We start from the raw sequence: 14,172 nt of genomic DNA, 5'->3' as shown, positions 1-14,172 counted from the left end.
CTCCAAGTCTTTTTTGTGGTTTCGGGTCGTTTCAATCTTGATGCAAACAGCGCTGGCTTTTCGTAAATTTCGTCTGATTCTGGTCGGCGCGATTATTCTGGTCTGGTCCCTGGCAGGCTATAACCTCTGGTTGCAGCCTGGTCTGGCCGTTTGGCCGCTGACCATCGCGTTGCTGCTCAGTGTCCTGCTGTGGCGCGGTTATTCGGCGCTGGGCTGGTCCTTGCGCCAGACTGGTGTGCAGATCGATTTGCACCGCCAGCTCATCGATTACACGTCGGAAGCGATGATGCTGACCGATGGCAGTTTGCGCATCCTGGCGGTGAACGCAGCTTTCGAACGCATTACCGGTTATCCGGCGGCCGAAGCGATCGGCCAGACGCCGCGCCTGCTCAGCTCCGGGCGGCACGATGCCGGTTTTTATCGGGCGCTCTGGGACAGCATCACGGCCAGCGGTGCATGGCAGGGTGAAATCTGGGATCGCCGCAAGGGCGGCGAGATCATGCCGCATCAGTTGTACATCAGCGCCATCAATCCTGCCGAGCCGGGTGGTCGGACACATTATGTCGGCGTTTTTTCCGATATCAGTGCCCAGAAGGCCCAGGAGGCACGCATCGAGTATCTGGCCCATCACGATCCGCTGACCGGCCTGCCCAATCGTGCCGCACTCGACGGCTGTCTGGCGCGGGCACTGCTCGCGGCGCGTCGTCTGGAAGGCTGCTTCGCCGTCCTCCTGCTTGACCTGGATAACTTCAAGACGGTCAACGATTCGCTCGGTCACCATGCCGGCGATCAACTGCTGTGCGAAGTCGCCCGCCGTCTGCATGGCTTCGCCAGCGAGTTCGATCATGTCCTGCGCCTGGGCGGCGACGAATTCGTACTGGTTTTTGAAGGCGTGCGCGATGCCGATGCCGTGGTCAGCAAGGTGCATGCTCTGGTCCAGGCGATCAGCGAACCGTGCGAGATCGATGGCCACCAGTTGCATACCAGCCCTTCGATCGGCATCAGCTTCTACCCGGCGGACGGCGACACGCCGGAAGCCCTGATGCGCAATGCCGATACCGCGATGTATTACGCCAAGGCGAGCGGCCGCAACAATTACCGCTTCTTCGCGGCGCCGATGAACGTTGCCGCCAACAAGCGCCTGCATCTCGAAAACGAGTTGTGGCAGGCCCTGGCCGAGAACCAGCTGCTGCTGCATTACCAGCCGCAGGTCGACTTGCCGAGCGGACGCATCGTCGGCGTCGAGGCACTGGTGCGCTGGCAGCATCCGGTACGCGGCATGATTCCGCCGGGCGACTTCATCCCGGTTGCCGAAGAAAGCGGCCTGATCCTGCCGCTCGGGCACTGGGTGCTGCTCACCGCCTGCCGGCAGGCGCGTGCCTGGCTGGACGAGGGTGTGGACATGGGTGAAATCGCCGTCAATATTTCGGCGCACCAGTTCCGCCAGCCGGAATTCGTCCAGTCGGTGCGTGCCGTGCTTGCCGAAACCGGTTTGCCCGCCGAGCGCCTGGAGCTGGAAATCACCGAGAGCACGGTCATGCACAGCGCCGACTCGTCGGTGGCGACCCTGGCCGAATTGAAGGCGATGGGCGTCAAGCTGGCGATCGACGACTTCGGCACTGGTTATTCTTCCTTGTCCTACCTGCGCCGCTTTCCGATCGACCGCCTGAAGATCGACCAGACTTTTGTTGCCGACCTGGAGTCGGATAGCGATGCCGCGTCGCTGGTTTCCTCGATCATCGCGCTGGGTCGTTCGCTGGGGCTGAAGCTGGTCGCTGAAGGCGTCGAAAATTCGGCACAGGCCGACTTCCTGCGCGCAATGTCCTGTGAGCGTGGTCAGGGCTTCCACTTCTGTCGCCCGGTGCTGGCCGACAATATCGTTGTTGCCGGCCTGGTGCCGAAGCCGGCCTGATTGCCGGTTAAGGGGACAGCCCCTAGAATCTGGGCCTTCCCGCTCCGGAGTTCCGCATGAAAATCGCTTTCCTTGGCCTCGGCATCATGGGGCGCCCGATGGCCCTCAATCTGATCAAGGGTGGCCATCAGGTCACCGTCTGGGCGCGTCGCGCCGAATCGATGCAGCCGCTGCTCGACGCCGGCGCCAGTGGCGCGGCCAGCCCGGCCGAAGCGGCAGCTGGCGTCGAACTGGTCATCTCGATGGTCGCCGATGCACCGGATGTCGCCGACGTCATGCGCGGCGTTGCCGCCGGGGCCGCACCTGGCCTGGTCGCCGTCGACATGAGCACGATTGCGCCAGCCGCGGCGCGCCGGATCGGCGAGGAACTGGCGGCGGCCGGCGTCGATTTCGTCGATGCCCCGGTTTCCGGTGGCGAGGTCGGCGCCATTGCCGGTACGCTGTCGATCATGGCGGGCGGTTCGGAAGCGGCCTTCGCCAAGGCGCAGCCGGCATTCGCCTGCATGGGCAAGAACATCGTTCACGTCGGCGCCAGCGGTGCCGGCCAGGTCACCAAGGCGGCCAACCAGATCGTTACCGGCATGGGCGTGCTGGCGGTCGCCGAGGCCTTTGCTTTTGCCAGTAAAAACGGCGTCGACCGGTCCAAGGTGCGCGAGGCCTTGCTCGGCGGCTTTGCCTACTCGAAAATTCTCGAAAACCACGGCCAGCGCATGCTCGACCGCAATTTCAAGCCCGGCTTCAAGAGCTGGATGCACGAGAAGGATCTCAACATCGTCATGCAAACGGCGCACGAACTCGGCCTCTGCCTGCCCGGTTCGGCGGCGACGGCGCAGATGTTCAATGCCATGGTCGGCTCCGGCCACGGCGAGGAAGACTCGATCGCCGTGCTCAAGCTGCTCGAAGGCCTGTCCGGGCAGGACGCATGAAGGTCGGCTTCATCGGTCTCGGCGTCATGGGGCGGCCGATGGCGCTGCACCTGCAGCGCGCCGGCCACGAATTGCACGTCTGGGCACGGCGACCGGCGAGCGCCGCCGGTTTGCCGGCGACCTTGCATGCGACCCCGGCCGAGCTCGGCCGGGCCTGCGAGGTGGTGTTCACGGTCATTACTTCCAGCGCTGACGTCGAGGCGGTCGCCCTCGGGCCGGACGGCCTGATTGCCGGCATGGCGCCAGGCACGGTGCTGGTCGATTGCTCGACCATCGCACCCGACGTCGCCCGCCGCATCGCCGATGAACTCGGGCGCAAGGGCATTGCCATGCTCGATGCGCCGGTTTCCGGCGGCGCCCAGGGCGCCATCGACGCGACGCTGGCAATCATGGCCGGTGGCGACGCCGCAGTGCTGGAGAAGGTGCGGCCGCTGCTCGACTGTCTCGGCAAGCGCATCGTGCATGTCGGCCCGAATGGCGCCGGCCAGGTCGCCAAGGCCTGCAACCAGATGATCATGGTCGCCGCCATCCAGGCCGCCGCCGAGGCGATGCATCTGGCGCGTGCCGCCGGCGTTGATTGCGGCAAGGTCAGGGACGCGCTGGCCGGCGGCTCGGCCGGGTCGCGCGTGCTGGATGTGATGGGCAAGCGCATGGTCGAGCGCGACTTCGCTGCCGGCATCGAGGCGCGCCTGCACCACAAGGATTTCGGCCTGGTCCTGGAGGCGGCGCGCAAAAGCGGCGTTCCCGTGCCGTTGACCGCTGCCGTCGCACAGCAACTGAACAGCCTGATGGCGCAAGACTGGGGGAGCGATGACACGGCTTCTCTGCTGCGCGTTCTCGAAGTAAACTCCTGAGCCATGAGTCAGCTAGCCCAACTATCCGAAGCGGAAATCGAAGAACGCTTCCACATTCCGAGTCGCACCGCCATCCAGTTCATGCTGGCCGGCTTTGTGCGGGAGCGTGAGTCGTTCAGCGTCCAGTTCGGTGTCAATCGCGATACCTTTCAGACTCTCCTGCTCGCGGTACAGCCAGACAAGGATCGCCTGATCTTCGATTGCAGCGGTAGTCAGGAAACCAACCGGCGCCTCCTCGATAGCGAGCAGCTCAGCTTCGCCGCCCATCCGGGCGGCATTCTGGTTCATTTTTCCACCGGCCCGGCCATCGACGTGAATTTCGAAGGGGCGCGCGCCTTTGCCGTGAAATTGCCCAAGGTACTGGTTCGTTTGCAGCGGCGGGAGCATTTCCGGATCGAGACGCCGCGCGTGCGGCCGCTGGAGTTTTTTGCCCGACTGGCCGATGGAGCCCTGTTCAACAGCCCGGTGCACGACATCTCGGTGGCTGGCATCGGTTTGTCGGCGAATAACGTGCCGGACAGTTTTGCTGTTGGCGTCGTCTTGCCCAACTGTCGTTTTGCGCTGCCGGAAGAGGCCAGCGACCTTTTCTGCGCGGCCACCTTGCGTAATATCACCGAGCTGGAGGGCCGTGCCGGCCTGCGTCTGTTCCGCATTGGCCTGCAATTCAACGATTTGCCGACCGCCGACGCCAACCGCATCCAGCGCTACATTGCCCGGCTTGAGCACGAGCGCCGCGACCTGGCCTGAGCGGTCGCTTGCTTGATGATAATGCCTGAACGTCAGGCGTCCGAGAGCGCCCGGCTCAATGCCGCCGGCCTCAACCTGCAGGCAGTTTTCAATATTGCCGACCTGCCGTCGGCGCTGCTCGGTCAACTCGCCGAAACAGGCGATTTTCGCCAGCTCATCCTGCTCGGCCATGGCGGCCGCGCGCTGTGGGATGCCGTGCAGCGTTCCGGCATCGTTTCGGCCGATCCGATCGATGATTTCACGCGCCTAACGGTCGACCGCTGGTTTGCCGCCGAAATGCCGGCGCAGCGTTACCGCGTGCTTTATCCCGGCGCTTGCCCGGTCGGCCTGCAGGCCCTCGGCAAACTGGCCGGCTGGCATCACGATTCGCCCTTCATGGTCGGCATCAACGCGAGCTGGGGCAGCTGGTACGCCTATCGCGCCGTCGTGCTCGCCGATACGGATTTTGCGCCGACGCCGCCGTTGACCGGTAGCTCGCCCTGCCTGGCCTGCGCCACCCCGCCGTGCATCGCCGCCTGTCCGGCCGAGGCGCTGGCCGGCGGTGAATTCGCACTCGACAAATGCATCGCCTGGCGCCGCCAGCCGGCCTCGACTTGCGCCACCGCCTGCCTGGCCCGCCTCGCCTGCCCGGTGGCCAGCGAGCACCGCTACTGCGGCGAGCAGATCCGGCACAGCTACGCCATCTCGCTGCGCATGATCGAGCAGTATTACTGAGCCTGGCGGCGGAAATCCTCGGCGACGAGGGCGTGCCGCGTCAACTTGTCGTACAGGGTTTTCTTCGGCAATTGCAGCGCCTCGGCGGCGCGCGCGACATTGCCGTCAGCCGCCTGCAGGGCCTTCTCGATGGCGGCCTTTTCGGCGGCATCGACCTGCTCGGCGAGCGAACCGCCGGGCTGTGTCGCACTGGCCGGCTGCGCCAGACCATCGGGCAGACCGAGCGCCCAGCGATCGGCGACATTCTTCAGTTCGCGCACATTGCCCGGCCAGTCGTGCGCCGTCCAGCGCGCCAGGTCGGCTGGCGTCATCGCCGCGGCCGGGCGCTGGTAGCGCGTCGCGGCATCCTGCAGGAACTGCGCCATGAGCAGCGCGATATCCTCGCGGCGCTGGCGCAGCGGCGGCAGGTCGATGCTGACCACGTTCAGGCGGTAATACAGGTCGGCGCGGAACTGGCCAGCGGTCGACGCCGTTTTCAGGTCGGTTTTGCTCGCCGCGACCAGGCGGCAATCGACCGGGATCGCGGTGTTGCTGCCCAGGCGCTCGACGCTGCGTTCCTGCAGCACGCGCAGCAGCTTGACCTGCAGGTTGAGCGGCATCGACTCGATTTCGTCGAGGAACAGCGTGCCGCCGTTGGCGTGCTCGATGCGGCCGATGCGGCGCTTGCCGGCGCCGGTGAAGGCGCCCGCCTCGTGGCCGAAGAGTTCGCTCTCGAACACCGTTTCCGGCAGCGCGCCGCAGTTGATCGCGACGAAGGGGCCGCGCCGGCCGCTGGCATCGTGGATGGCGCGTGCGACGACTTCCTTGCCGCAGCCGGTTTCGCCGTTGATCAGGATGTCGACGCCGGTCGGGGCGAGCGTGCCGACCAACTGGCGCACCTGCTGCATCGCCGGCGACTGGCCGATGATCTGGCTGCCGCTGCCCAGGCGTTCCTTGAGCTGGCGATTCTCGCGCAGCAGGGCGCGCTTTTCCAGGGCGCTCCTGACCGCGGCGACCAGGCGCTCGGACGGGAAAGGTTTCTCGATGAAGTCGTAGGCGCCTTCGCGCATCGCCTCGACCGCCATGGCCACGTCGCCATGCCCGGTCATCAGCAGCACCGGCAGCTCGCGGTCATGTTGGCGCAGTTCACGCAGCAGGGTGAGGCCGTCGCGGCCGGGCAGGCGGACGTCGCTGACGACCAGGGCCGGCGTTGCCGTGGCCAGTGCGGCGAGCAATTTCTCGGCATCGGCAAAGGCGCGCACCGGGATGTCGGCGATGGAGAGCGCCTGTTCGCAGCCCTTGCGCACGGCCGCGTCGTCCTCAACCAGGAAAACCGGGAAGTCAGCCATTGAGCACGGCCTTGGCGTAGCTGCCGCGGTCGAGATCGACGGTCTCGACGCTGAGCTGGATTTCTGCTTCCGTGGATGCGTCGACCGCTGAGCGCAGTGCGGCGAGCACGGCTTCGGCCAGTTCCTTGCGTTCGGCGTCGCTGCGCCCGGCGAGCAGCGCGATGCGGACATGTGCGAAGGCGCGCGGCGCCGGCCGGATGCCGACCTGGAAATGCTCGAGGGCGAGCGCCCGGCTCTTGATGTCGGGTTCGCTGAACAGGCCGGAATCGAACATCGCCGTATTCAGTGCGGCGAGGGCGCGCGCCGGCGAAAAACTGGCGAGATTGGTGCTGTATTCAAGGGTCAGATGGGGCATCGGGTTCTCCTGCGGCGGGCAGCGTCAGAACGAACACGGCGCCGCCATCCGGCGCATTGTGCGCGCCCAGCGTGCCGCCGTAACTTTCGACGATGGTCAGTGAAATGGCCAGGCCGAGACCGAGGCCTTCGCCGGCCGGCTTGGTGGTGTAGAAAGGTTCGAAAAGGTGAGTGCGCACTTCGTCGGCCAGGCCGGCGCCATGGTCGCGGACATGGATGCAGATGCGCTCATCGACACGCTTGGCGCAAACCTCGAGCACCGGTTCGGGCTGGCCGGCCATGGCGTCGAGGCCGTTGCGCAGCAGATTGACCAGCACCTGTTCGAGGCGGCCGGCTTCGGCCAGCGCCAGCAGGTCGGCAGCCGGCGGCGCGACCTCGATGCGGGCGCCGATTTCTCGCCGGCGCGGCTCGACGATGAGCAGGGCGTGCTCGATCGCGCTGGCCACGGTGACCGCCTGCGGCGTCGCCGCCTCCTTGCGGGCGAAGCTTTTCAACTGGCGCACGATGCGCCCGGTGCGGTCGACCAGCTCGCTGATCAGCTGCAGGTTTTCGCCGACTTCATCATGGCGGCCGCGGGCGAGCAGGGCGCGCGCATTGTCGGCCAGGGTTTGCAGCGCAGCGAGCGGCTGGTTCAGCTCGTGGCTGATGCCGGCCGACATCTGGCCCAGCGTCGCGAGCTTGCCGGCCTGCACGGCGGCGTCGCGCGTTTCACGCAGGATGGCCTTGGTGCTTTCGAGGGCGGCGATCTGCTCGGTCAGGTCGGCGGTGCGTTCGGCGATGCGCTCCTCGAGTTCGCCATAGACGCGGCGCAATTCCTCGCGGCGGCGGGCACGATGGCGGAAGTGGGCGGCCAGGCCGAGCAGGAAGGCGGCGGCAAAAACCACGGCGCTGGCCGCGCCAAGTGCGGCGGCACGGGCCTCGCCGGGGTCGCCGAGTTGCACGACCTGCCAGCCCTGGCCGCCGACCGGGCGGCTGTGGATCAGGCGTTCGCGCGCCACTTCGCCGGGCAGGGCGAGGCGTAGCGGTTGACCGTTTGCAGCGGGCAAAATAGCCTGCGCCGCGAGCGGCGTGACCGGCTGCGTGCCGTACTGGCGGGTTTCGGCAAGACGCGCGCTGACTGCCTCGGGCAGCGGCGCCAGCGTGCGGTAGCGCAGGCGGCGCTCCGAGGACAGGAAGACGACGCCGTCGGCGTCGGCCAGCAGCAGGGTGTCGCCGGCACCGGCCAGGGCCTGTTCCATGCTGTCGAGCGAGAGCTTGAGAACGATCACGCCGAGCACCTTGCCGGCTGCGCGTACCGGCGCGGCGAGGAAATAGCCGGGCTCGCCGGTGGTGACGCCGACACCGTAGAAACGGCCGAGGCCGTCCTGCAGCGCATCGCGGAAATAGGGGCGGAAAGCGTAGTTGTGGCCGACGAAACTGCGCGGCAACTGCCAGTTGCTGGCCGCCAGCGTCTCGCCGTGGGCATCGATCAGGAAGGTGACGCTGACCGCGGCGCCCTGCTGCGCGGCTTCGAGATAGGCATTGGCGGCAGCGATGCGTTGCGGGTTGCGCGGTTCGCGCAGCAATGCGGCGAGCGACGGGTCGAGGGCGAGCAGGCCGGGCAGCGATTCGTGGCGGGCCAGCGTCGCTTCGAGGGACAGCGCGAAGGCATCGAGGCGCTGTGCCGACAGTTGCCGGTCGTTGCCCAGGTAGATGCCGAAAAACAGGCGGTAGGCCAGCCAGCCGAGGAGCAGGCAGAAGCCAACCGCCGCACCGAGCAGAAGCAGGGCGCGGCGCTTGCGGCCGGCGGTGGGGGAAGGATCGAGGGTCACCCCGACATCCTACCGATTTTGCCCGTTTTTCTCAGTCGACCGCCGCCAGCTTCATTTCGTCGTTGGCGTGGCGCTGCTGCTCCTCCATGACCAGGCGGCCGAGTTCGCGCTTGAGTTCGTTGAACTCGGCGCTCGCCGGGTCGCGCGGGCGCGGCATGTCCACGACCTGGTCGCGCTTCACCGTGCCCGGCCGGTAGGTCATGACGACGATGCGGTCGGCCAGGTAGATCGACTCCTCAATCGAGTGCGTCACGAACAGGATGGTCTTGCCCAGCTTTTCCCAGATGCGCAGCAACTCGTCCTGCAGGTTGCGCCGGGTCAGCGCGTCGAGGGCGCCGAACGGCTCGTCCATCAGCATGATCGGCGAGTCGAGGGCGAGCACGCGGGCAATCGCGACGCGCTGGCGCATGCCGCCGGACAGGTCCTTCGGGAAACGGTCGCGGAAGTCGGTGAGATGCAGCAGGTCGAGCAACTGGTTCACGGTCAGGTCGATCTCGGCCTTTTCCTTTTTCTGCACCTGCAGGCCGAAGGCGATGTTCTGCGCCACGCTCATCCACGGGAACAGCGCGTACTCCTGAAAGACCATGCCGCGCTCCGGGCCGGGGCCGGTGATCTTCTTGCCTTCGACGGTAATTTCGCCGGCCGAAGGCAACGCGAAGCCGGCCACGGCGTTGAGCAGCGTCGACTTGCCGCAGCCCGAGGGGCCGAGCAGGCAGACGAATTCGCCGGCCTTGATCTCGAGATTGATGTCCTTGAGCGCGATGACATCCTTGCCCGGTGTCTTGAAGACTTTTTGTACGTTGTTGACGATGATCTGCGACATCTCAGTGCTCCAGGCCGCGGTGCCAGCGCAGCAGATGATTGTTGAGGCGGCTGACCGCCGAGTCGATGGCGAGGCCGAGCAGGCCGATGGTGATCATGCCGGCGATGATCTTGTCCGACCACATGAATTCGCGCGCTTCGAGGATGCGGAAACCCAGCCCGTCATTGACCGCGATCATCTCGGAGACGATCACGACGATGAAGGCGGTACCGATGCCGATGCGCACGCCGGCCAGGATGTAGGGCGTCGCGGCGGGCAGGATGACGCGCGTGAACATCGTCCATTGATTGACGCCGAGGTTGCGTGCAGCGCGCAGGTAGATGCCGTCGACCTGGCGCACGCCGGCGATGGTGTTCATCAGCACCGGGAAGAAGGCGCCGATCGCGATCAGGAAGAAGGACGGCGGATTGCCCAGACCGAACCAGAGGATTGCCAGCGGAATGTAGGCGATCGGCGGGATCGGGCGCAGGATCTGCATCAGCGGGTTGAACAGCTCGTAGATGCGCGGGCTGGCGCCCATCAGCAGGCCGAGCGGCAGGGCCAGCGCGGCACCGATGACGAAGCCGGCGACGACACGGAACAGGCTGGAGTAGGCGTCATGCAGCATCTCGCCGGAGACCAGCCAGGCCAGGTAGCTCTGGCCGGCTTCCTGCGGCTGCAGCGGCAGCAGGTAGGCCCACCACTTGATGGCGACGGCGGTCGGCGAGGGCAGCAGCACCTCCGAGAAGAGGCCGAGACGCGAGCCGGCTTCCCAGAGGATGAGCAGCAGGACGGGGACGATGCTCCCGAACAGGAAATTCTTGAGATTTTTCATCGTCGACCGCTCACTTCACCTTGAGCTCGGTCTTGGCCTTCTGCAGCAGGTCGAGTTTGACCCACTCGGCGGCCTTGGGCGGCTTCTGCATGCGGCCGACGCCGTACTTCTGCATGAAGTCGGTGGTGATGTCGATGTGCTCGAGGGTCACGTCGTAGGTGTAGTCGGCGTTGTCCATCGCGTCGCGGAAATCCTGCGAGGTGATCTGGCCCTTGAACATGGACTCGCGCACATATTTCTCTGCCAGGATCGGGTCGCTGTTGAATAGTGCGGTGGTTTCGACGAAGCACTTCATCAGGCGCTGCGCGACATCCTTCTTCTCGCCGTACATCTTCTCGGTCATCACCAGCAGGCGCACCGGCTCGCCCATCTTCGTGGTGTAGGGCTTCATGATCTCGACGCCGAATTTCTTGTTGATCGCCTGCGAGGATTGCGGCTCGGACTGGTTCATCGCGTCGATCTGCTTGGCGGCGAGCGCCTGGTTCAGGTCGGCGAAGGCGAGGAAGACGATCTGCACGTCCTTGCCCGGCTTGTCCGACCAGCTCAGGCCGGCCTTTTCCAGCTCCGCGTAGAGCAGCAGTTCGTGTGCGCCACCACGGGTGACGCCGACCTTCTTGCCTTTGAGGTCGGCAATGCTCTTGATGCCGGTGTCGATGCCGGCGACGATGCGTGCGCCGCCCTTGGCAAAACCGGCCACGGTGTAGATCGGCACGCCGTTGGCGCGGCCGGAGATGGCGCCGTCGGAAGCGAGCGCCGCGATGTCGATTTCACCGGCGACGATCGCCGGCATGATGTCCGGCCCCTTGGCGAACATGCGTTCCTCGACCTTGAGGTTGTACTTGCCGCAGGCCTCCTTCATGTAGGACACGGCGCCGTAATGCGCGAACTTGAGATTGCCGAGGCGGACGACGTCCGGTGTCTGGGCCTGGGCAGCAAACGGCGCGGCAAAAGCGAGGGCCAGGGCAATGCTGGCGGCCTTGGGGGCGAACTGGGTCATGAATATCTCCTTGAGTGTTTTTTACGACGTCCGCAGAGCGGCGGCGAGAAACAGATTGCAGGAGGCGTGCCATCCCGGGCCGGCTGATTCAGCTGTCTGATTTAATTGGTTTTTGCCTGTTTTTTGCAGTCGACCGGCGGGGCTGCTGTGCGGAAATCCGCAATGCCGGTCGTGGCCGGTGCGGAATCTCGCGCTGGCGAATGACGCGCTGTGGGGGGCAGCGGCTCGGTGTCCATGATAAAATTGATCGCTTTTTCCGGTAATAGAAGCGGAGAGCAAGATGAGCACCCTAATCGCAGGCGATCGTGTGACCCACCCCAAGCAGCAGGAATGGGGTCTCGGCAAGGTGCTCAGCGCAACCCCGGACAACCTTGACGTGTTTTTTGTCGGCGCCGGCCGCAAGCGCCTGTCGCGCTCCTTCATCCAGCTGGAAAAGGCCGAAGGCGCCGCATCCAAGCACCGCCTCCTCGATAATCTGATCGAAGCCACGCTGATGAATGCCGATGACTTTGTCACGGTGCCGATGGCCATCGACCGTTTCATGGCGAACTACCCGGATGGTTTCGAAGATGCTGATTACATCAAGAATGCGCGCGAGGCCAATGTGCGCGGCAACAAGTTCTGCGTTCAGTTGCTCAGCCAGGAAGAACTTTCCCGCCTGATCGAGGAAGGCAGTTTCGACGCTGTCTGTGATCGCGCCCGCCACGTCGAATCGAGCACCAACCTGCTGACCAAGAGCGAGCGCAAGGTCTTTCACGACGCCCTCGAGTCGGCCCCCTGCCAGAAACTGTTTGCCGTCGCGCTGCTTGAACTCCTTTACGGCGCAGAAACCGATGAAGCGCGTTTCAAGCATTTCCTGCGTACCCTGGGCATCCTGGGTCTGAACAAGTGGCCGTTTGCCACCCTGTTCAGCTTCATCCGCCATCCCAAGCAGTCCATCTTCATCAAGCCGCTGGCCATCCAGAATTCGGCCAAGGCGTTGTGCTGGCGCATCGGCTACAAGCCGGAACCGAACTGGAAGACCTACGATGCCGTGCTGCGCCTCTACAGTTACGTCCGTACCAACCTGCTGGAAGAAGGCCTGATGCCGCGCGACCTGATCGACGTGCAAGCCTTCATCTGGTCGATCAGCCAGAAATAAGTAGTACGCTACAGCCCATTATTCGAAAGGAAAGACATGAACGCGCAAGTACTCGCTGAAAAACTGAACAAGCTGGGTTACACCCCCGTCGCCCTGAGCGAGCCGTCCAAGAAGGAAGACGGCATGATCATGTTCACCAAGGGCGTGCATGTGCAGGTGCCGCTGTTCGGCGACGAGCCGAACGTCGTTCTCGAAACCAGCGATGGCGAATTCGAGTTTTACGATGCGCAGCGAAACATCGAGGATCTGATCGCCGACCTGAAGGCCGCGCTTGAGGAAGAGCAGAGCATGTGCCGCAGCGCGGACTGACCCAGCCAGGATAGTGCAGTGAGCAGATGAAAAAAGGCCGGCATGTTTGCCGGCCTTCTTGTATGTGCAGTATCGGGGTTTCAGGCCGGACTGCCGACCGGCGATAACTGGGGTGCAATCAGGGAACGTTCGGAGACGATCAGGCGTTTTCTGATGCCCGCGCCTATCTTGCGCTCGACTTCCCACATGGCCGCGCCCTTGACGACGGCCACTTGCTCTATGGCGGTAACAACATCGCCCAATTTGGTGCACAGATACTCTGCACCGCGTTCGATTGAAGACTTCACTTTCATTCGGCCAAATCTCCCGTGTGGTTTTGCGTGAACAATCTTACTCAGGTTTTGAGAAGCGTGAAACCGGCTATTTCGTTTTGCCTTGCAAAAAAGTAGAGGCTCAATATTGACCGCAAACGGGCGGTCGGCGTTCCCCTGTATTGCAACGCTTTGTACCGGCGTGTTGCCGGCGACGGGCCATGCTCAGCACTCGTCGCAAAGATGGATCTCGACCGTGGCATGCACGATTTCTGCGTGGATGCCGAGTTGCTCGCGAATGGCGAGCGGGGTCAGGGTGGCGTCGTGGGTGAGCAGGCTGAGCGCGCAGGCGTAGGCGCCGGTGCCGACGCGCCAGACGTGCAGGTCGGTCAGCTCGGTCTGGCCGGCGGCGGGCAGGGCGGCGATGACGTCGCGGATTTCGGCGACGACCGGGTGGTCCATTTCGCGGTCGAGCAGGACGCGGCCGCTCTGGGCGAGCAGTTTCTTCGACCACAGTGCAACCAGTACGGCGCCGAGCAGACCGGTCAGCGGGTCGAGCCAGTCCCAGCCGTAGAACCAGCCGCCGGCCAGCGCGGCGATGGCGAGCACGGAGGTGGCGGCGTCGGTGATGACGTGGATGTAGGCGGCCTTGAGATTGAGGTCGTCGTGGCCGTGTGAGTGCGCATGGCCATGGTCGTGGGCATGATCGTGATCGTGGTGATGGTCATGCGCCTGACCAAGAATCAGCGCGCAGACGAGGTTGACCGCCAGGCCGAGCACGGCGACGGCCATCGCTTCCGGGTAATGGATGGTCTGCGGCGCGACCAGGCGTTCGAGCGAGCCGTAGATCATTGCGGCGGCGACGCCGAGCAGGCAGATGGCGCTGGTGTAGCTGGCCAGTACCTCGATCTTCCAGGTGCCGAAGGCGAAGCTCGGGTCGGCGCTGTAGCGGCGCGCCGCGGCGTAGGCGAAGGCGGCCAGGCCGAGGGCGAGCGCGTGCGAACTCATGTGGAAGCCGTCGGCGAGCACGGCCATCGAGTTGAACCACCAGCCGGCGCCGATTTCCATCAGCATCGTCGCGACGGTGATCCACATCACCAGGCGGGTGCCGCGCTCGGCTGCGGCGTTGCCGTCCGAGTAGTGGTGGTTGTGCGCCCAACGCGTCAGGTCGTGTTTGATTTTGGCCATGTT

15 protein-coding genes are annotated in these 14,172 nt (G+C 64.8%); 7 read left to right on the top strand and 8 right to left on the bottom strand.

Going from position 1 to position 14,172, the window contains the following annotated elements:
• Positions 1-40: 40 nt before the first annotated feature.
• Genes KI612_RS16475 through KI612_RS16455 form a run of 5 tightly spaced genes read left to right on the top strand, consistent with a single transcriptional unit; the run spans position 41 to position 5,153 of the window.
• Positions 41-1,912, top strand: coding sequence for a putative bifunctional diguanylate cyclase/phosphodiesterase (locus KI612_RS16475; protein ID WP_226441154.1), 1,872 nt, complete (start codon positions 41-43; stop codon positions 1,910-1,912).
• 56 nt (positions 1,913-1,968) lie between these two features.
• On the top strand, positions 1,969-2,838 hold the full coding sequence (locus KI612_RS16470) for an NAD(P)-dependent oxidoreductase (RefSeq protein ID WP_226441153.1): 870 nt from the start codon (positions 1,969-1,971) through the stop codon (positions 2,836-2,838).
• Positions 2,835-3,692, top strand: a complete 858-nt coding sequence (locus KI612_RS16465; protein ID WP_226441152.1) for an NAD(P)-dependent oxidoreductase — start codon at positions 2,835-2,837, stop codon at positions 3,690-3,692. The genes KI612_RS16470 and KI612_RS16465 overlap by 4 nt, the downstream gene beginning before the upstream one ends.
• A 3-nt stretch (positions 3,693-3,695) precedes the next feature.
• Positions 3,696-4,439: a flagellar brake protein gene (locus tag KI612_RS16460; protein ID WP_226441151.1), complete on the top strand. Its 744-nt coding sequence runs from the start codon at positions 3,696-3,698 to the stop codon at positions 4,437-4,439.
• Between the two features lie 21 nt (positions 4,440-4,460).
• Complete coding sequence (locus KI612_RS16455; RefSeq protein ID WP_226441150.1) at positions 4,461-5,153, top strand: 4Fe-4S dicluster domain-containing protein; 693 nt, start codon at positions 4,461-4,463, stop codon at positions 5,151-5,153.
• On the opposite strand, the gene KI612_RS16450 is transcribed toward KI612_RS16455, so the two are convergent.
• Genes KI612_RS16450 through KI612_RS16425 form a run of 6 tightly spaced genes read right to left on the bottom strand, consistent with a single transcriptional unit; the run spans position 5,147 to position 11,280 of the window.
• Positions 5,147-6,481: a sigma-54-dependent transcriptional regulator gene (locus KI612_RS16450; RefSeq protein ID WP_226441149.1), complete on the bottom strand. Its 1,335-nt coding sequence runs from the start codon at positions 6,479-6,481 to the stop codon at positions 5,147-5,149. The two genes, KI612_RS16455 and KI612_RS16450, sit on opposite strands and share 7 nt — an antisense overlap.
• On the bottom strand, positions 6,474-6,836 hold the full coding sequence (locus KI612_RS16445; RefSeq protein ID WP_226441148.1) for a 5-carboxymethyl-2-hydroxymuconate Delta-isomerase: 363 nt from the start codon (positions 6,834-6,836) through the stop codon (positions 6,474-6,476). Before KI612_RS16445 ends, KI612_RS16450 begins: the two co-directional genes overlap by 8 nt.
• Complete coding sequence (locus tag KI612_RS16440; RefSeq protein WP_226441147.1) at positions 6,817-8,646, bottom strand: sensor histidine kinase; 1,830 nt, start codon at positions 8,644-8,646, stop codon at positions 6,817-6,819. The genes KI612_RS16445 and KI612_RS16440 overlap by 20 nt, the downstream gene beginning before the upstream one ends.
• A 31-nt stretch (positions 8,647-8,677) precedes the next feature.
• Positions 8,678-9,469 (bottom strand): ABC transporter ATP-binding protein, encoded by a 792-nt coding sequence (locus KI612_RS16435; protein WP_226441146.1) that lies wholly within the window; start codon positions 9,467-9,469, stop codon positions 8,678-8,680.
• A 1-nt stretch (position 9,470) separates the two neighbouring features.
• Complete coding sequence (locus KI612_RS16430) at positions 9,471-10,283, bottom strand: ABC transporter permease (protein WP_226441145.1); 813 nt, start codon at positions 10,281-10,283, stop codon at positions 9,471-9,473.
• A gap of 10 nt (positions 10,284-10,293) precedes the next feature.
• Positions 10,294-11,280: an ABC transporter substrate-binding protein gene (locus KI612_RS16425; protein WP_226441144.1), complete on the bottom strand. Its 987-nt coding sequence runs from the start codon at positions 11,278-11,280 to the stop codon at positions 10,294-10,296.
• 280 nt (positions 11,281-11,560) lie between these two features.
• Here KI612_RS16425 and KI612_RS16420 point away from each other — a divergent pair, with 280 nt between their 5' ends.
• Together KI612_RS16420 and KI612_RS16415 are read left to right on the top strand one after the other, a co-directional pair.
• On the top strand, positions 11,561-12,421 hold the full coding sequence (locus tag KI612_RS16420) for a DUF3553 domain-containing protein (RefSeq protein ID WP_226441143.1): 861 nt from the start codon (positions 11,561-11,563) through the stop codon (positions 12,419-12,421).
• 36 nt (positions 12,422-12,457) lie between these two features.
• Positions 12,458-12,730 carry a hypothetical protein gene (locus KI612_RS16415; protein ID WP_226441142.1) on the top strand — a complete coding sequence of 91 codons (273 nt, stop codon included), beginning with the start codon at positions 12,458-12,460 and terminating at the stop codon, positions 12,728-12,730.
• A gap of 80 nt (positions 12,731-12,810) precedes the next feature.
• Here the strand turns inward: KI612_RS16415 and KI612_RS16410 are convergent, their stop codons facing one another.
• On the bottom strand, positions 12,811-13,023 hold the full coding sequence (locus KI612_RS16410; RefSeq protein ID WP_226441141.1) for a hypothetical protein: 213 nt from the start codon (positions 13,021-13,023) through the stop codon (positions 12,811-12,813).
• A gap of 183 nt (positions 13,024-13,206) precedes the next feature.
• On the bottom strand, positions 13,207-14,169 hold the full coding sequence (gene dmeF, locus KI612_RS16405) for a CDF family Co(II)/Ni(II) efflux transporter DmeF (protein WP_226441140.1): 963 nt from the start codon (positions 14,167-14,169) through the stop codon (positions 13,207-13,209).
• Positions 14,170-14,172 lie beyond the last annotated feature (3 nt).

The sequence above is a fragment of the Quatrionicoccus australiensis genome (assembly GCF_020510525.1).
Lineage (GTDB): Bacteria > Pseudomonadota > Gammaproteobacteria > Burkholderiales > Rhodocyclaceae > Azonexus > Azonexus australiensis_B.
This window is presented reverse-complemented; position numbering and strand designations above follow the sequence as displayed.